The following is a 16,653-nucleotide window of genomic DNA, read 5'->3' as shown; positions in this document are numbered from 1 at the left end:
CCCTTGCTGGAATTGCTGTGGACGGCCTATCAGTCCTTTTTGATACGATAGGCCTTGTGACAGCCGCCGCAATTGGCGCCGAGGGTGTTCAGCGTGGCACCGACGGCGGCGGGATCGGCCGGAAGCTGCGCCAGCGCGGTCTCGGCATCGGCGGAGAGCTTCGCGGCACGCGCCTTGAAGTCGTCCATGTTTTCCCAGATCTTCGGGCTTGCCTCTTGGTCGCCCGTCTCCGTGCCCGGCTTGAACTGATCGGGGAAAACCTTGGCGGTTGCGGCGATCGTCGTGAGCGCCGTCTTTACCGTCTCGGCATCATAGGGTTTCTCACCCTTGGCGATGGCGGCCAGGGCGCCCGCCGAACCGCCGATCTTCTTCATGAGCGCAATGCGCGAATCATGGGTTCCATCGGCGGCGGTCACGGAACCGAAGGCTATTCCTGCCATCGCTGCGGCGGCAGCTACTGCTTTCCAATTCATATGTTCCTCTCCAATTTTCTAGAGGCCAAGGCGGCCGCTGGCCAATCTGCACCGGGAGCATGACAAAATCCATGGCGCAAGGCAGTCACGTTTTGCCGGATCATCATAAAAACAATGTGATAAACAGCGAACATATCCGAGGCGGTCCGAGACAGGCCGCCACCGGTAGGCGTTATCCCAAACCGGGAAATCCTATACATCCGCCAGCCTCGTTGCCAGGAAGTCGATGAGGACTCGGGCAGCCATCGGCAGGTGCTTACGGGAAACATACAGGGCATGGATGCCCAGCGTGGCCGGCTGCCATGCCGGCAGGACGACAATCAACTTGCCGGCCTGAACCTCCTGATCGGCGGCAAAACGCGGCAGCATGGCGATGCCGAGACCGGACAGCGCGGCGCGGCGCAGGGCGACAGCGTCATTGGTCTGGAAGGTTCCTTCCACCGCAATAACGATCTGAGATTCGGAACTCCTCAGCGACCATTCGCTCCCTCCAAGATGGGTGTAAGTGAGGCACCTGTGGCGGTCGAGATCCTCCGGTCCTGTCGGAATTCCGTATTTCTCGAGATACTGCGGCGAGGCATAGAGCAGCGACGAGCACTGTCCGAGCCGCTTTGCGATCAAGGATGGATCCAGGCGGTTGGCGATCCTTATCGCCAGATCGATGCGGTCCTGCACGAGATCGATCGCTCGATCGGAAATTTGTAAGTCGACCTTGATGCGCGGATAGAGGTCGGCAAAATCGGAAAGAAGGGGAATGAGCTGCGCCTCGGCGAGGATGGCGGGCGCCGTCACCCTGAGAAGACCGTGCGGCGTCTCCGCATGGGTTGCGACCTCCGTCACTGCGTCGGCAACACGGACGATGTCCCGACACATGTCGAGAACGCGTTCGCCCGCCGATGTCAGACTGAGCTGTCGCGTCGTGCGGTGGAGAAGCCGGGTTTCGGACCAGTCTTCCATGGCCGCGATGTAGCGCGAGGCCATCGCTCGGGACATGCCCAGTTCTTCGGCCGCAGCCGAAGCGCTGCCGCGCTCGACAGTCTTCAACAGCACTTTCGCGGCAATGATCCGATCCATCTATTCGCTCGATTTATGCAACATTCTGTCGACCATAGTGACGTTTATCTTTGATCCGCGCAACATTATATCTCTCTCAAACACAGGGAGATCGCAGTGACCACCGATATCGAACTTCAATATTTCTTCGACCCTTTCTGCGGCTGGTGCTACGCAAGCGCCCCGGCGCTGGCTGGTCTTGCCGACAGATTTCCAGATCGCCTCAGGATGCTCCCCTCCGGCCTTTTCGTCGGAGCAAGGCCAATCTCGTCGATATCAGATCATGCCTGGCGCAACGACCAGAGGATTGAGGTTCTCACCGGACAGCGCTTCTCCAAGGCGTACCACCAGAACGTCCTGCTGGCGCCGAACGGCGTTTTCGACTCGGGACCCGCGACGCTTGCGCTCACCGCACTTGGCGAGCACGCCACGCACCTCGAGCCTCGTTTCCTGCATGCCGTCCAGATCGCGCGTTATGTCGACGGACGCGACACTTCCAACGTTCAGGAAGTGGCGACGGTCGCCGTTCAGGTGGCTGCCGAGCATGGCGTCGAACTAAGCGCTGAGATCTTTGCCGAGAAGCTCCGGAACGACCCCGCTCTCAGCGAGCGGACGCTGGAGCGGATGGAAGAGACCCAACGTCGGATGAATATCCTCGGCATTCGCGGCGTTCCGCAGCTCGTCGCCCGCATCAACGGCCATGCCCACGTGCTGAGCGGCGAGGCGCTCTATCAAGGTCCGGCTCATCTCGTCGCGGCACTCGACGAGCTCTGCGCCGTCGCCTGAAACATCAATTCCAACCAGGAGTACCATCATGAAAATCGCTCTCATCGGAGCTTCCGGTCAGGCCGGCTCCCGCATCCTGTCCGAATTGTCGGCTCGCGGCCATAGCGTCACCGCGATTGCCCGAGACCCCGCCAAGGTCGCCTCTCTGCCTGATGTCACCGCCGCCGCCGGCGACATCGAGGCGCCTGACGCTCTGGCAAAACTCTTGGAGGGGCATGACGCCGTCATCAGCTCGGTGCATTTCTCCGCCAGCGATCCGGGCAAGCTGCTTGGCGCAGTCAAGGCCTCCGGCGTTCGCCGCTACTATGTGGTCGGCGGGGCGGGCAGCCTCGAAGTCGCTCCAGGTGTTCTCCTCGTGAACACGCCCAAATTTCCGGAAATCTACAAATCCGAAGCGCAGGGCGGCGTCGATTACCTCAACAAGCTCAAGGGTGAAAAAGACCTGGACTGGACCTTCCTGTCGCCTTCGGCCGCATTCGGCCCCGGTGAGCGGACCGGCACCTTCCGCCTCGGCAAGGACGAACTGCTGACGAACGAACACGGCAGCAGCATTTCCTTCGAGGACTTCGCCGTGGCGCTGGTCGACGAGATCGAAGCTCCGGCCCACGTCAGGCAGCGGTTCACCGTCGGCTACTAATCCGATCACCCAGACCGAATTCCTTGCCGCAGCGTGGTCGACACCGTTCGGGTGCCGGCCGCGGCAGGTCCTCTCTGCCTCGAAGGCGGAATTAGACTGATCCCAAAACCTCGGAAACCTATGATGATCACCAGACGCACCACCCTCAAGACGATAGCCGCAGCAGCGGCCATCATGATCCCGCTCGCCACGTCAGGCGTGGCGCAGGAGAAGTCTCTACTGTCATGGACGGCGTTCAGGACGAGCGAAGCGGGCTTCCTGCGCGCCCCGGTCCTTGTGACCGGCAAGACGGAGGCCGTCCTCATCGACTCGAGCTTCAGCTATTCGGACGGCAAGCTCGTCGCCGATGCCATCAAGGCCAGCGGCAAAAACCTCACCACGATCTATATCACCACCAACGATCCGGACTACTATTTCGGTCTCGCACCCGTCCATCAGGCCTTCCCGGAAGCCCGCATCCTCGCAGCGCGCGACACCGTCGACCTGATGCGGGAGAAGGCCGAAGGCAAGATCAAGGCTTGGTCGCCTGTTCTGGGCGACAATGGTCCGAAGTCGGTCTCCGAGCTCACTTTCCCGGAAGCAAGCGACATTGACACGCTGACGGTCGATGGCGAGAAGCTCGAGATCGTCACCGCGCCGGGTCTCAAGGATCGCGGTCGCTATATCTGGGTTCCATCGCTCAGCGCCGTGTTCGGCGGCGTGCCTGTCTTCGGCGGCATGTATCCCTGGGTCGCCGATCTCCCGACCGTCGACGAACGAAAAGCCTGGGTGGCGGCGCTTGACGCCATCCTCGCCCGCAAGCCCAAGATCGTCGTACCGGGTCACGGCACTCCCAGCTGGCCGATGGATGCTTCCGGCGTCAGCTACACGCGCGATTACCTGATCGCATTCGACGCCGCGGCCGCCAAGGCCCCAGACTCCAAGGCACTGATCACAGCGATGAAAAAACTCTATCCCGACGCCGCCATGCCAATTTCGCTGGAACTTGGGGCGAAAGTCGCCAAGGGCGAGATGACCTGGCAGTGACAACAGCGGGACTCGCGGCTGATCCAAGCCGCGAGTTCCGGCCGTGGCCGCCGTGGAGGCGTCCGTGAGCGAAGTTTGCTTTCCAATATCAGTGACTACGATCAGGCACGGCCGGCTCAGGCGCTTTTCCACCCCTGCCAGAGGCTGAGCGCGGAGACTGCGACCAGGAGCAGCCCGGCGCAGCGGCCGACAAAGGCCGTGGCATCGGGATTGGCGACGATAAGATCGCGGCTGCGGCCGGCGGTCATCGCCAGCGTGCCGTAGATGGCGAACTGGGTGGCAACAGTCATGGCGCCCATGATCAGGCCCTGCTTCCAGACCGGGCCAAATTCCGGCCTAAGGAACTGCGGATAGACGGCGAACATGAAGATATAGGCCTTGGGATTGATCAGACAGGTGACGGCGCCCTGGCGGAAGGCGCGCCAGCCGGAGCGCGCCGTTGCCGGCCCGACCGCCTCGACGGTGATCGAACTGCGCATCAGCGAAACGCCGATCCAGATCATATAGGCGACGCCGGCAAAGAGCAGCACGTTGAAAAGCTCAGGCAGCATGGTGACGAGCACACCGACGCCGGCCGCGCCATAGGCCGAATGCACGGCGCCGCCGGCCATGATGCCGCCGGTTGCCGCCAGTCCCCGGCGGATACCGCCGGTCAGCGCATTGGCGAGCACGAAAAGCATGTCCATGCCCGGCACGATGATGATGCCGAAGAGAAGGGTAAAGAAAAGCCAGAGGTTTTCGTGGTAATTCATGTCAGTTACCGCCTTTTCGTCTCGGGGACCGTTTCGAGAGACCCTGATAGTTTTCAATCCGATAGGCGGCTCTATACGCAAACCCAACTGACAGTGTATTGTCAGGAGCGTGAGGGTGGGAGAGGCAAAATGCGCAAGGCTTCGCGGCTTTTCGAGATCATTCAGATCCTGCGGCTCGCCAGAAAACCGATGACGGCGGCTGTTATGGCCGAGACGCTCGAAGTGACGGTGCGCTCGATCTATCGCGATATCGCCGCGCTCCAGGCGATGCGCGTGCCGATCGAGGGCGGGCGCGGCATCGGCTATATCATGCGGCCGGGATTCGACCTGCCGCCGCTGATGTTTTCGATCGAGGAGATGGAGGCGATCGTGCTGTCGCTGGCGCTGCTCGAACGCACGGCCGACGAGGAACTGAAGCAGGCAGCGCGCCGCGTCAACCGGAAGATTTCAGGCGCCGTGCCGCCGCCGCTGCGACAGGCAATGGACACCAAGGCGCTTTATGCCTGGGGCTCGACCGCGCAGCCGGCCGGTTTCGACCTTGCAATCGTGCGCCGGGCGATCCGCGACGAACGCAAGCTGACGCTCGGCTATCGCGATGAACTCGGCCGCGCGAGCGAGCGGACGATCCAGCCGATCGCGCTGATCTACTATTCGCAGACCGCCAATGTCGTCGCCTGGTGCGAGTTGCGCCAGGCGATCCGCAATTTCCGTAGCGACCGGGTGGAGCGCTGCGCGGCCGCCGAGGCATTCTTCAAGGGCGACGGTGACCGGCTGCGGGAGCTCTGGACGAGTGGCTGGGCGGAGAAGGCTGTGGCGGGGTGATATTTGGGCGTTTGTGCGAACAGGTCTGGCAGCGCTTGAGGCACGAGCAAGAAGTCAGTGCTATGCGGCCCGGGAAGGCGCATTCTTGTCTGGCGCATCCTCGACGCCGCCAAAGGACTGCCGACATCTGCCCCCTCCTCCGTCATCCTCGGGCTTGACCCGAGGATCCCGCCGACCTCTATCAGCAGCGGGCATGGATCCTCGGCTCAAGGCCGAGGATGACGGAGAATGGGGGTGCGTTCCGCCAAACTCACCGTTGGCGGGTTGGGCGCTTCTTCGCGGAGGCACTCCGCATATCTCGGTCAATTTCTGTTATAGAGCCGGTAAAGACCGAGCATGAGATAAGGGGGAGTTGGCCGACCTTTATCGGCAGTCTCTCCCAGCCTAATAAACCAGCGTCCGACTCTCTTCCCGGCCGAAGCCGCGGACAGCGATGTGGTCTGTATGGACCTCGACGATAGCGAAGGCGTTTTCGCGCTCGGTGTCGACCACGCCCTTGAAATTGACGAAGTGGCAGCCGCCAAGCCTGCCGTAATTGCCGACGTGGTCGTGGCCGTTGAGATAGGCGACGACATTGTCGTGCGAGGCGAGCAGGGTGACGATGCGCTCGCTGTCCCACATGCCGTGCTCACTCGGCGGATGCACGGGATAGTGATTCATGACGATCACCTTCTCGCCGGCCGCAGCCGCCCTTGCGATTTGATCGCCAAGCCAGGTGAACTGCGCGTCGCTCAACGCAGCATTCCATCGATGCGCATTCCTGGCGCCCTTCGCCTCCAGCGCGGCCAGCATTTGCGCGGCAAGGGCGCGGTGCGGATGGCCTTCGGGCGGCGCGAAGGTGCTGACCTCGTTGCCGTCGAGCACGATGAAGCGCCAGCCGTGGCGAGAAAAGCCGTAATAAGGCGACGGCATGCCGAGACGTGCGGCAACTTCGGACAGATGCCCCGCGGAGACGGAAAAATCGTGATTGCCGAGCAGGAAGAGCGACTCGTGCCGGAGCTTCTCATAGACCGGCAGGATATCGTCGAAGCTCTGGAAGCTGCGGTCGATGACATCGCCGAGCGTCATGACGAAGCTCAACTCCCAGCCGTTGAAGACCTCGATCGCCTCGGCGAGTTTGGCGAGGCTGTTGGCATAGTAGCGGTCCATGGCCGCATGCGGAGGAATGGCCGCATATTGCGGATCGGCAATGATACCGAAGCGGAAGACAGGATGAGCGGACATGGACATGAGGCGTGGTTAGGATCGGCCGGTGACAGGAATGTGACGCCGGGATGTGAAAACAAACACCCGGCGTTCGGGGAACGCCGGGTGCAAATCAAGGAAGCTGAGAGATCGCCGCCGATGGCGGCAGCCTCGCACCGCTTACTTCGTGGCTTCTTCGTAGCGTTCCAGGACGTAGTCCCAGTTGATCAGGCTGTCGACGAAGGCTTCGAGATATTTCGGCCGGGCGTTGCGATAGTCGATGTAATAGGAGTGTTCCCAGACGTCGACGCCGAGGATCGGGGTGGCGCCGTGGACGAGCGGGTTCTCGCCGTTCGGGGTCTTGGAGATTTCGAGCTTGCCGTTCTTGACGGAAACCCAGGCCCAGCCGGAGCCGAACTGGGTGGCGCCGGCATTGGCGAAATCGGCCTTGAACTTGTCGTAGCCGCCGAGATCGGAGGCGAAAGCCGCTTCCAGCTTGCCAGGCAGCTTGTTGCCGCCGCCGCCCTTTTTCATCCACTTCCAGAAATGGATGTGGTTGTAGTGCTGCGCGGCGTTGTTGAAGAGGCCGGCATTGGTTCCGAAGGACTTCTTCACGACGTCTTCGAGCGACAGATCCGAAAGGCCGGCTTCGGCGGCGAGCTTGTTGCCGTTGTCGACATAGGCCTTGTGGTGCTTGTCGTGGTGAAACTCCAGCGTTTCCTTCGACATGAAGGGGGCAAGGGCTTCGTAATCATAGGGAAGTTCAGGCAATTCGAAAGCCATGTCAGATCTCCTCTTGGCAATAGATTGCGTCATCGGCAGGTGAGGCGGAACATAGGAGGGGAACGGGGGAGAGGCAACCGGCGAAATATCAAAAAGCGATCCGCCGAAGGAAAATTTGCCTCAGTTGCCGCGCTGGAATCGCATGAGAAAATTCCGCGGGATAGCGGCGCCGAAAACCGTTCCGCCGGCCACTGAGATCAACGGAGACTCGAGATGAACAGGAATATAATCCAGCTTCTATGCGCAGCGGCGTTTCTTTGCCCGGCGGCCGCGGCGCAGGCCTCTTCCGAGGAGGCCTGGAAACAGCTGGCGGCGGATGTGGACGCCAAATGCAGGCAGGCGGCGGTGGCGCTCGAGAAGCCGGCTGCCGCCGTCGATCCCTTCGGCACCTCGCGTTATGGTCTGGCCCTCGTGACCGGAAAACCGAAGGGCGCCAAGGAGTTCGTCGCCCAGATCTGCGTTTACGACAAGCAGACAAAAACCGTTGAAATCGGCAGCGAGATGGACGCGAAGACGCTCGGACTCGTGCCGGCGAAATAGGCTGGCGGAACCCAAGCCCACCCTTAGGAGTTGAAGTTCTGGGTTTTTAGAGCGCCGCGCGCCTGTGAGAGGCGCTGAGGCGCTCTATGTTTGCGATAAATACAGGATGCTTTCCGAAAATCGTTTCCGGTTTTCGGGGCGGCGCAGGGGAGATACTGACATGTCGGAGCTTCGCAACCGGGCGGAAGATCAGCAAAAAATCTATCAGCGCTGGGCACCCGTCTATGATCGGGTCTATCGCGGCATCCTGCGCGACGGCCATCGCAAACTTGCCGCGCTTGCCGCTGCGGCCGGCACGGATATTCTGGAAATCGGCGTCGGCACCGGCCTGACGCTCGGACATTATCCCGGCCGCTGCCGAGTGACCGGCATCGACATTTCGCAACATATGATCGCACGGGCGCGCGCGAAGGTGCAGCGCGAGAAGCTGGAGCATGTGCAGGCGCTCGAGGTGATGGATGCGCATGCGCTGAACTTTGCCGACCAGTCTTTCGACGCGGTCTGCCTGCCCTTCGTCATCACGCTGATTCCCGAGCCGGAGCGGGCGCTGGACGAATGCGCCCGGGTGCTGCGGCCGGGCGGCGAGATCATCCTGGCCAGCAAGCTCGGCGACGGCGCCGGCCTGCAGGGGGCAATCGAGGCGGCGGTGGCGCCGCTGGTGCGCCACATCGGCTGGTCCTCCGCCTTCCGCATCCACCGCATTCTCGCCTGGGCCGACCGCCGCGGCGATTTTTCCGCGACCGATATTCTTCCGGTCTTTCCAAACGGGTTTTTCAAGATCGTTCGGCTGAAGCAGCGCGGACTTTCGGCCTGAGGTCACAAGCTTCTCACGCATCGCGGATTCTGGTGCTATCGTTCGTCTGAGGGGACAGTATGACATCGGATATCTTCTTCTTCATCGCCGTCGGCTTCTGCGCGCAGATCGTCGACGGCGCGCTCGGCATGGCTTTCGGCGTGCTGTCGACCACGAGCCTGCTGGCCTTCGGAGTGCCGGCGGCCAATGCCAGCGCCATGACGCATGTGACGGAAATGTTCACGACGGCGGCATCAGGCATTTCACATGCCTATCATCGCAATGTCGACTGGCGGCTGGTGGCGCGGCTGGCGCCTGCCGGCATGATCGGCGGGGCGATCGGCGCCTATCTGCTCGCCAATATCGACGGCAAGGTGATCGCGCCCTTCGTGTCAGCCTATCTGCTCGCGATCGGCCTGCTGATTTTCTACAAGGCCTTTCGCCCGCCATCCAGGCGTGAAGTGCGCGACTGGGCGGTGCCGCCTGTCGGGTTTTGCGGCGGCATGCTCGATGCGATCGGCGGCGGCGGATGGGGACCCGTCGTCACCAGCACGCTGATCGGGCGCGGCCATGATCTGAAGCGGGTGATCGGCTCGACCAACTTCACCGAATTTGCGGTAACGCTGACGATTTCGCTGACCTTCATCCTGACGCTCGGCTGGTCGGAACTCAATTCGGCGATCGGCCTGATCATCGGCGGCGTCATCGCCGCTCCTTTCGGCGCCATCCTGGTCAAGCGGCTGCCGGTGCGGCCGCTGATGGTAGCGGTCTCGATGGTCATCATCACGACGTCGGCACTACGAATTTTCTGACTACAGATCCCGTCCGAAATAAACCTCGACCGAGGCGATCTTGCCGCCGCGGAAGCGAAGGCTCTCCATGTTGCCGAAGCTTGCGCCGTCCAGTTTTTCGGCGCGGTAGCGAACAGCGGCCTCATTCCCGTCGATAGCCAGGAACTCGATGTCGATACGGCGGAACAACGGCTGCTTCGGCCAGCAGCGCTCGAAATACTCAGCCCGGTCGATATGGTCATCACGCGGACTGGAGAAGGTGAAATCCTCGGTCAGCATGGCGCCGACAATATCCTTGCGGTCATCCAGATAGGCGGCGTAGAGATCACGGACGGTCTGCTGCCTCGTGCGCATATCGTTCATGGCATATCCTCCGATTAACCGATTGCATCACGCAATCAGTACCTCTAGCACATTTACCTCAAATGATCCAGTTTCGGCGCAATTGCGCCCCGTGATCGAAGTCGAGGCAGGGAATGACCGATACCCAATTGGACGCGGTGAGCGTCAAGGCAGGCTCGATCCACTGGAAGCGCAACCTCACCGTTGCGCTGATCGGATCCTTCACCACCATCGTGGCGATGACGCTGCTGCTGCCTTTCCTGCCGCTCTATGTCGAGGAGCTCGGCGTGGCCGACCATGCGGCGATCGTGCAATGGTCGGGCATCGCGTATGGCGCCACCTTCCTGGCTGCCGCGCTCGTCGCGCCGCTCTGGGGGCGGCTCGGCGATATTTACGGCCGCAAGCTGATGCTGGTGCGCGCCAGCCTCGGCATGACGGTGGCGATTTCACTGATGGGCATGGCCGGCAATGTCTGGCAGCTGATGGCGCTGCGCCTCTTCGTCGGGCTCGCCGGGGGCTACTCCTCCGGCTCAATGGTGCTGGTGGCGACGCAGACACCGAAGGAGCGTTCGGCCTGGGCGCTCGGCGTGCTTTCTTGCGGCATCATGGCCGGCAATCTCGTCGGGCCGCTGATCGGCGGGGTGCTGCCGCCTGTCATCGGCATCCGCGGCACCTTTCTCGCTGCCGGAGCGATGATCTTCCTCGCCTTTCTCGCCACCGCCCTGCTGATCAAGGAGGAGAAGTCGCCGGCCCGCAAACAGGCGGCCAAGGCAAGCGGCGGCTGGATATCCATTCCCGATAAAGGCCCTGTCGTTGCCATGCTGGCGACCGGCGCGCTGTTGATGTTTGCCAATATGTCGATCGAACCGATCATCACCGTCTATGTCGCGCAGATCGTGCCTGATGCCACTGAAGTGACGAAGATCTCGGGTCTCGTCATGTCGGCCGCCGCGCTCGGCAGCATTCTTTCGGCCTCCCGGCTCGGCAGGCTCGCCGACAGGATCGGCCACTGGCCGGTCATATCGGGCGCGCTCGCCGTCGCCGGGCTGCTGCTGATTCCGCAGGCGTTCGTCACCAGTTCCTGGCAGCTGATCGTCCTGCGCTTCCTGATGGGGGCCGCGCTCGGCGGGCTCCTGCCCTGCATCGCCGCTGTCATCCGCCACAGCGTGCCGGACAGTGCGGCCGGCAGCATTCTCGGCCTGTCCGTGTCCTCGCAATATGTCGGCCAGGTGGCCGGTCCCATCCTCGGCGGCTTTGTCGGCGGCCATGTCGGCATGCGGGCGGTTTTCCTCGGCACCGCGGTGCTGCTTCTCGCCGGCGGCGCCTATGCCTGGATAGTGCGGCCTAAAACAACTGAGACCGGAGCGGGATCAGCTTCGCGCGCTGCCGCAGATCAGTTCGACGCCTGAGCGGGCGATCGCCTCCAGCGTCTCGCGGCTGTCGCCGGCGCGGGCGCGCACGGCGAGCGAATGCATGACGGCGGAGGCGAGCCTTGCCAGCATCTGCGGATCGGCGCTCTCGGGAAGCTCGCCGCGTTCAACGGCAAGGCGCATGCGCTTTTCGATCTCGCCGTCGAAATCGCTGAGGCTGCGACCGAGCACCTCGCGGACCCGTTCACGCTCGACCGCCTCGGCCGTCGCCGTGCCGATCAGCAGACAACCGCGGGCGGCCGTTGCACCGTGAAGATAGATCGCCAGCGCGCTTTCATAGACCCGGGCGAGATTGTCGCGCAGCGGCAGCGACGGGTCGAGCGCTTGGGCAAGCGCATTCATGCCGTCTCGGCGATAAGCCTCCAAAGTATCGAGATAGAGATCCTCCTTGTCGCCGAAGGCGCCGTAGAGGCTCGGGCGGTTGAGGTTGGTCGCAGCACTCAGATTATCGAGCGAGGCGGCGGCAAAGCCCCGGTCCCAGAAGACGTCCCGCGCCTTGCCGAGCGCTGCTTTGGCGTCGAAAGCCCTCGGGCGGCCGCGCTTCTTCTCATCCTTCATATTTGTACCGTTTCGCATTAAATTCTTGACGAATGCTATTTTATGCGAAACAGTACAGATGCTCAATAATATCGAACGGGCGGCCTCGACCGCCCGCATGAGAGAGGAAATTGCCATGAAACTCTATATGAACGCCGCGGCCTGCTCGCTTTCACCGCATATCGTCTGCCGGGAGCTGGGGCTCGATATCGAGCTTGTCGAGGTCAACAGGGAAACCCACCGGACGAGCGACGGCAAGGACTATCTCGCCATCAACGGCAACGGCTATGTGCCGGCGCTGATGCTCGACGATGGCAAGGTGCTGACCGAGGGACCGGCGATCGCACAGTTCCTCGCCGACAGCGTGCCGCAAGGTGCGGCGATGCTGCCCGAGGTCGGCAACCTCAGACGCAACGAGGTGCAATCCTATCTGAATTTCATATCCGCCGAGCTGCACAAGCCGATGGTGCTGCTGTTCGAGCCTGCCTATGCCGGCGTGCATGAGCGGATCCGCGCCCAGGTCTCGAAGCGGCTATCCTGGCTGAGCGGCCGTTTTGCCGGACCCTATCTGACCGGCGAGGCCTTCACCGTGGCGGACGCCTATCTCTTCGTCTGCCTGAACTGGTCCCCCTGGACGCAGATCCATCTCAAGCAATGGCCGGCGCTGCACGGTTTCATGGCCCGTGTGGCGGCCCGCCCGAAGGTGCGCGAAGCACTGCGGGCCGAAGATCTCCAGGCCTTCGATGTCGATGGCGTCTTTTTCGCGCCGAATGCCTATCTCGCCTCGTCGGATTGGACGGGCTCGCCGGTGCAGCCCTGAGCGCGTCCCTCAGAGCGCGTTGACGGCCACAGGCAAAGCGCGCTTATGGGCGGTGGCCCGATAGGCGGCAAGGATCCGGCGGCGGGCGATCTCGCCGACCGGCTTGCCTTCGAGGAAATCATCGATCTCGTCGTAGCTGACACCATATGCCTCCTCGTCGGGGCGCAGCGGCCGCTGGTCTTCGAGATCGGCGGTCGGCACCTTGAAGATCAGCTCGTCGGGCGCGCCGAGCCGCTTTGCCAGCAGGCGGACGCGGCGTTTGTTGAGGCCGGCGAGCGGCAGGATGTCGGCGGCGCCATCACCGAATTTGGTGAAGAAACCCATGACCGCTTCAGCCGCATGATCAGTGCCGATGACGAGGCCGCCGAGCGCGCCGGCCAAAGCGAACTGGGCGATCATGCGCTGGCGGGCCTTGATATTGCCGAGAATGAAATCCTGCCGGCCGGCATCGGCAAAGGCAAGGCCGCCATCTTGAGCGGCGGCCAGCATCGCATCCGCCGCCGCCTTGATGTTGACCACCATCGAGCGGTCAGGGTCGATCGTTGCAAGGGCCTTCACCGCATCGGCCTCATCCGCCTGGACGCCATAGGGAAGGCGTACGGCGATGAATTCGGCCGCATAGCCGCCGTCACGCAGCTCGCGCACGGCCTTCTGAGCCAGCAAAGCCGCCGTCAGCGAATCGACGCCGCCGCTGATGCCGAGGACGTAGCCTCGCATGCCCGAGCCGACGAGATAATCCTTGAGGAAAGCGGTTCGCCGTTGGATCTCCCGCTCCGGATCGATCTCGGTGGCGACACCTAGTTCGCGGATGATCTCGGCTTGCTCGTCGAACAGCACAGTCATTAAGCTCCTCCTCCCAGCTTACGGAATTCCGGCGCCACTATGGCGAAAAGATGGGGGAAGACGAAGCCGTTTCGGGCAGACCTGCCATGCATTTTATGCAAGTGGGCGGCGAGGCTCGAACAGGTCAAAGACGGATAGACTGGTTTCGCTGGCTGCCGCACACCTACCGTACAATCGTAAACAGCTCCACTGGCTCGGCAAACCCCTTCAGCCCCTGTGCCCCGACCGACATCACATCCCCTGCCCCGGCTTTTTCGCGGAATGGCTCAGACATCAGCAAGGCCTCGCCCAATTCACTGCAGGCGGTCTGGATGCGGCTGACCAAGTTGACGTCGCGGCCGATCAGGGTGAAGTCGAGACGCCGGCCGGAGCCGATATTGCCGTAGCTGACCTCGCCGTAATGCAGGGCGATGCCGGCCTTCACGCCGATGCCGTCGTACTGGAAACGGTCGATCTCATCGAGGATGGCGCGGGCCGATGCCAGGGCAGCGCCGCAGGCATGGGCCGCAGCGTAGCCGGGAAAGAAGGCAAGCACGGCGTCGCCCATGAATTTCAGCACTTCGCCGCCTTCCCGGGTAATGGCCGGGACAACCCGATCGAAATAGGCGTTGAGAAGCCCAAGCACGGTGCCGCCGGGGAGTTTATTCGACAGCTCGGTAAAGCCGCGCAGATCGCAGAGCAGCAGGGCGGCCTCCATCGATTCGATTTCGCCCTGGCGGATGCGGCCGGCCAAGATCCGGCTTGCGGTCAGCGGGCCGACATAGGTGTCGAGCAGGCTGAGCTCGACCTGGCGAAGAATGCGCAGTTCGCTGGTGTTGCGCAGCGCCGGCAGAATGCGCTCGATCACCTGACGTTCGGAGGCTGTGAAGCCGGCCGGCCGCCTCGTGCCGAAGACGGCGGCGCCGACCGGCCCATCGATATTGCAGAGCGGCGCGATGACAAGCTGCATCAGACCGCGATCGGCGAAAACGTCGATATGCCGCCAGCGGCCGTGCACGATTTCGCCGGGGCCAACCACCAGCGGCTCCCGGGTTTCCATGACCTTGCGCAGCGGCGTGTTTGAGATCGCGACCCGCGCGCCATGTTCGCGGTCGTGGATCTCGACCGGCTCGCCCGGCGCCCAGGCAATGGTGCGGCCGACGAGCTCGGGATGCAGCGTCATCAGATGCAGGGTCAGCCGGTCGACCGGCAGGCCGAGCGCCTGAAGCCTGCGGCCGAGGCCGGAAACGAGGCCTGCTTCGTCGAGCGCGTGGCATTCATCGCCGGAGAGCCATTCGATGATGGCAAGCAGCGCGCCGGTGCCGACGGCATTGGTCTGCCGTTCGGCGGCTGGAGCATAGATTGCGGTTGTCATGGCTTCTTCTCCTTGACCAGGTGGCGCTAATGGGCGCCGCCGCCCGAGAGTTGATCGGGTTTCTTCAGTAGCAGGATCGCAAGCAATGCGACGACGAGCGCAACGCCGAGCAGGAAGAAAGCGTCGCTGAAGGCCATGATATTGGCCTGCTTGCGTATCTTGAACGCGATGGCGACCATGGCCTTATTGCTGGCGAGCGCCTGGTCGCTGACGCCATGGCTCATGAAGTAGGCGGTCAGGCGAGCGATACGATCGCGGGTGGCTTCCTCGAAGACCGAGACCGAGTGGGTGAGGATATTCGAATGGTACTGCTCGCGCTTCGACAGGAAGGTCTGCAGCGAGGCAATGCCGACGGCGCCGCCGAGATTGCGCATCATGTTAAAGAGGGACGAGGCCGAACCGGCATTCTCCTGCTCGATGCCTGCAGTGGCGATCGCCGAAAGCGGTGTGAAGACCAGTGCCTGGCCGATGGCGCGGACGATGTTCGGCCAGAAGAGCTGGTCGCTGGCATAATCGCCGGTCATGTGCACGTTCATGAAATTCGAGGCGGCAAAGAGGGCGAAGCCGATGATGATCAGCAGCCGCACATCGAAACGCTTCATCAGGCGCGGCACCAGCGGGATGAGCAGCAGCTGCGGTATGCCGGTCCAGGCGAGAACCATGCCGATCTGCTCGGAATTATAACCCTGGATGCGGGTGAGATAGATCGGCAGCACGAAAACCGAACCGTAAAGCGCGATGCCGAGCAGGAAGTTGGCGACGATGCCGAAGCCGAAATTACGGCGGAGCAGCAGACGGAGGTTCAAGAGCGGATGAGCCGCTCTCAGCTCGATGACGATGAACAGGGTCGTTGAGACGGCTGATATAACCGACAGGCGCAGGATGAAATCGGAGCCGAACCAGTCTTCCTTGTTGCCCTCTTCCAGCACGGTCTGCAGGGCCGCAAGGCCGATCGCCATGGTGACGATGCCCGGCCAGTCACCCTTGGCGAGCAGCTTCAGGTTCATCGGCGCCCGATCGAGCGAAGCCCAGAGCAGGCCGACCATCAAGGCGCCGGGCACCAGATTGACATAGAAGATATATTCCCAGCCCCAGTTCTCGGTGAGGTACCCGCCGATCGTCGGGCCGATCGCCGGTGCGAAGGTGGCCGACAAGGCAAAGAGGGCAAGGCCGATCGGCTGCTTGGCCTTGGGCAGCAGCGTGATGATGATGGTGAAGGCCATCGGGATCAGCACGCCACCGGCAAAACCCTGAATGGCGCGCAGGATGATCATCTGCTGCAGATTGGCCGCGAAGGCGCAGGCCACCGAGAAGATCAGGAAGAGGATGGCGTTGGCCAACAGATAGTTGCGCAGCGAAAAGACCCGCGCCAGCCAGCCGCTGAGCGGAATGACGACGATTTCGGCAATCAGATAGGAGGTCGAGATCCAGCCGCCGTCATCCGTGCCGGCGCCGATGGCGCCCTGGATATCGGCAAGCGAGGCATTGACGATCTGGATGTTGAGGACCGCCATGAAGGCGCCGAGTGTCGAGCCGACCACGGCCGACCATATTCGAAGCGGGCTCGTGACGGCAGGCGTCGCGGGCGCTGTCGCGGCGGGGCGCGCAAGCGAATTGCCGTTTGCGGCGATCTGAAGCGTGGCCATGACCTATCTCCTTCCGGCTGTGGCGGAAACTTTCTGACGA

General features: G+C 62.5%; 19 protein-coding genes. 9 read left to right on the top strand and 10 right to left on the bottom strand.

From position 1 onward, the window contains the following. Positions 1-29: 29 nt before the first annotated feature. Together AMC88_RS06410 and AMC88_RS06405 are read right to left on the bottom strand one after the other, a co-directional pair. Entirely contained in the window at positions 30-473 is a 444-nt protein-coding gene (locus AMC88_RS06410; protein ID WP_010023618.1) for a c-type cytochrome, read from the bottom strand. Positions 474-665: 192 nt separating this feature from the next. Beyond that, positions 666-1,547: a LysR family transcriptional regulator gene (locus AMC88_RS06405; RefSeq protein WP_016734401.1), complete on the bottom strand. Its 882-nt coding sequence runs from the start codon at positions 1,545-1,547 to the stop codon at positions 666-668. Positions 1,548-1,643: 96 nt separating this feature from the next. Here AMC88_RS06405 and AMC88_RS06400 point away from each other — a divergent pair, with 96 nt between their 5' ends. The 3 genes from AMC88_RS06400 (at position 1,644) to AMC88_RS06390 (ending at position 3,975) form a co-directional block, all read left to right on the top strand. After that, positions 1,644-2,312, top strand: a complete 669-nt coding sequence (locus tag AMC88_RS06400; protein WP_064821646.1) for a DsbA family protein — start codon at positions 1,644-1,646, stop codon at positions 2,310-2,312. Between the two features lie 28 nt (positions 2,313-2,340). Continuing rightward, positions 2,341-2,949: an NAD(P)-dependent oxidoreductase gene (locus tag AMC88_RS06395; RefSeq protein WP_064824995.1), complete on the top strand. Its 609-nt coding sequence runs from the start codon at positions 2,341-2,343 to the stop codon at positions 2,947-2,949. A gap of 123 nt (positions 2,950-3,072) precedes the next feature. Further along, positions 3,073-3,975, top strand: a complete 903-nt coding sequence (locus AMC88_RS06390) for an MBL fold metallo-hydrolase (RefSeq protein WP_064824994.1) — start codon at positions 3,073-3,075, stop codon at positions 3,973-3,975. Positions 3,976-4,091: 116 nt separating this feature from the next. Here the strand turns inward: AMC88_RS06390 and AMC88_RS06385 are convergent, their stop codons facing one another. After that, positions 4,092-4,727, bottom strand: coding sequence for a LysE family translocator (locus AMC88_RS06385; RefSeq protein WP_064824993.1), 636 nt, complete (start codon positions 4,725-4,727; stop codon positions 4,092-4,094). A 129-nt stretch (positions 4,728-4,856) separates the two neighbouring features. Here AMC88_RS06385 and AMC88_RS06380 point away from each other — a divergent pair, with 129 nt between their 5' ends. Beyond that, positions 4,857-5,549: a helix-turn-helix transcriptional regulator gene (locus tag AMC88_RS06380; protein WP_064824992.1), complete on the top strand. Its 693-nt coding sequence runs from the start codon at positions 4,857-4,859 to the stop codon at positions 5,547-5,549. Between the two features lie 384 nt (positions 5,550-5,933). On the opposite strand, the gene AMC88_RS06375 is transcribed toward AMC88_RS06380, so the two are convergent. Further along, the gene (locus AMC88_RS06375; protein WP_064824990.1) at positions 5,934-6,779 is read right to left on the bottom strand and encodes a metallophosphoesterase; all 846 of its coding nucleotides are present in this window, start codon (positions 6,777-6,779) and stop codon (positions 5,934-5,936) included. 135 nt (positions 6,780-6,914) lie between these two features. After that, entirely contained in the window at positions 6,915-7,517 is a 603-nt protein-coding gene (locus AMC88_RS06370) for a superoxide dismutase (protein WP_003569477.1), read from the bottom strand. Positions 7,518-7,730: 213 nt separating this feature from the next. Between AMC88_RS06370 and AMC88_RS06365 the strand changes: the two genes are divergently transcribed. From AMC88_RS06365 to AMC88_RS06355, 3 genes are all read left to right on the top strand, one after another. Beyond that, positions 7,731-8,057 (top strand): hypothetical protein, encoded by a 327-nt coding sequence (locus AMC88_RS06365; protein WP_010023662.1) that lies wholly within the window; start codon positions 7,731-7,733, stop codon positions 8,055-8,057. A gap of 160 nt (positions 8,058-8,217) precedes the next feature. Further along, on the top strand, positions 8,218-8,871 hold the full coding sequence (locus AMC88_RS06360) for a class I SAM-dependent methyltransferase (protein ID WP_010023664.1): 654 nt from the start codon (positions 8,218-8,220) through the stop codon (positions 8,869-8,871). 59 nt (positions 8,872-8,930) lie between these two features. After that, entirely contained in the window at positions 8,931-9,662 is a 732-nt protein-coding gene (locus tag AMC88_RS06355; protein ID WP_012483133.1) for a sulfite exporter TauE/SafE family protein, read from the top strand. On the opposite strand, the gene AMC88_RS06350 is transcribed toward AMC88_RS06355, so the two are convergent. Continuing rightward, positions 9,663-10,004 (bottom strand): nuclear transport factor 2 family protein, encoded by a 342-nt coding sequence (locus tag AMC88_RS06350; RefSeq protein ID WP_010025459.1) that lies wholly within the window; start codon positions 10,002-10,004, stop codon positions 9,663-9,665. Between the two features lie 113 nt (positions 10,005-10,117). Between AMC88_RS06350 and AMC88_RS06345 the strand changes: the two genes are divergently transcribed. Further along, the gene (locus AMC88_RS06345; RefSeq protein ID WP_010025458.1) at positions 10,118-11,392 is read left to right on the top strand and encodes a multidrug efflux MFS transporter; all 1,275 of its coding nucleotides are present in this window, start codon (positions 10,118-10,120) and stop codon (positions 11,390-11,392) included. On the opposite strand, the gene AMC88_RS06340 is transcribed toward AMC88_RS06345, so the two are convergent. After that, the gene (locus tag AMC88_RS06340; protein WP_010025457.1) at positions 11,354-11,971 is read right to left on the bottom strand and encodes a TetR/AcrR family transcriptional regulator; all 618 of its coding nucleotides are present in this window, start codon (positions 11,969-11,971) and stop codon (positions 11,354-11,356) included. The two genes, AMC88_RS06345 and AMC88_RS06340, sit on opposite strands and share 39 nt — an antisense overlap. 115 nt (positions 11,972-12,086) lie before the next feature. On the opposite strand from AMC88_RS06340, the gene AMC88_RS06335 reads away from it, so the two are divergent. Then, positions 12,087-12,770 (top strand): glutathione S-transferase N-terminal domain-containing protein, encoded by a 684-nt coding sequence (locus AMC88_RS06335; protein WP_029531567.1) that lies wholly within the window; start codon positions 12,087-12,089, stop codon positions 12,768-12,770. A gap of 9 nt (positions 12,771-12,779) precedes the next feature. Here the strand turns inward: AMC88_RS06335 and nadE are convergent, their stop codons facing one another. The 3 genes from nadE to AMC88_RS06320 all read right to left on the bottom strand — a co-directional run bounded on the left by nadE (position 12,780) and on the right by AMC88_RS06320 (position 16,613). Then, on the bottom strand, positions 12,780-13,613 hold the full coding sequence (gene nadE / locus AMC88_RS06330) for an ammonia-dependent NAD(+) synthetase (protein WP_012483130.1): 834 nt from the start codon (positions 13,611-13,613) through the stop codon (positions 12,780-12,782). A 163-nt stretch (positions 13,614-13,776) separates the two neighbouring features. Continuing rightward, on the bottom strand, positions 13,777-14,967 hold the full coding sequence (locus tag AMC88_RS06325) for an adenylate/guanylate cyclase domain-containing protein (protein WP_064829918.1): 1,191 nt from the start codon (positions 14,965-14,967) through the stop codon (positions 13,777-13,779). Positions 14,968-14,993: 26 nt separating this feature from the next. Beyond that, positions 14,994-16,613 carry an MDR family MFS transporter gene (locus AMC88_RS06320; protein WP_064824989.1) on the bottom strand — a complete coding sequence of 540 codons (1,620 nt, stop codon included), beginning with the start codon at positions 16,611-16,613 and terminating at the stop codon, positions 14,994-14,996. Between the last annotated feature and the right edge of the window lie 40 nt (positions 16,614-16,653).

This window comes from Rhizobium phaseoli (assembly GCF_001664385.1).
Lineage (GTDB): Bacteria > Pseudomonadota > Alphaproteobacteria > Rhizobiales > Rhizobiaceae > Rhizobium > Rhizobium phaseoli.
Note: the sequence above shows the minus strand (reverse complement) of the source record. Positions and strands in the feature narration are given on the sequence as shown.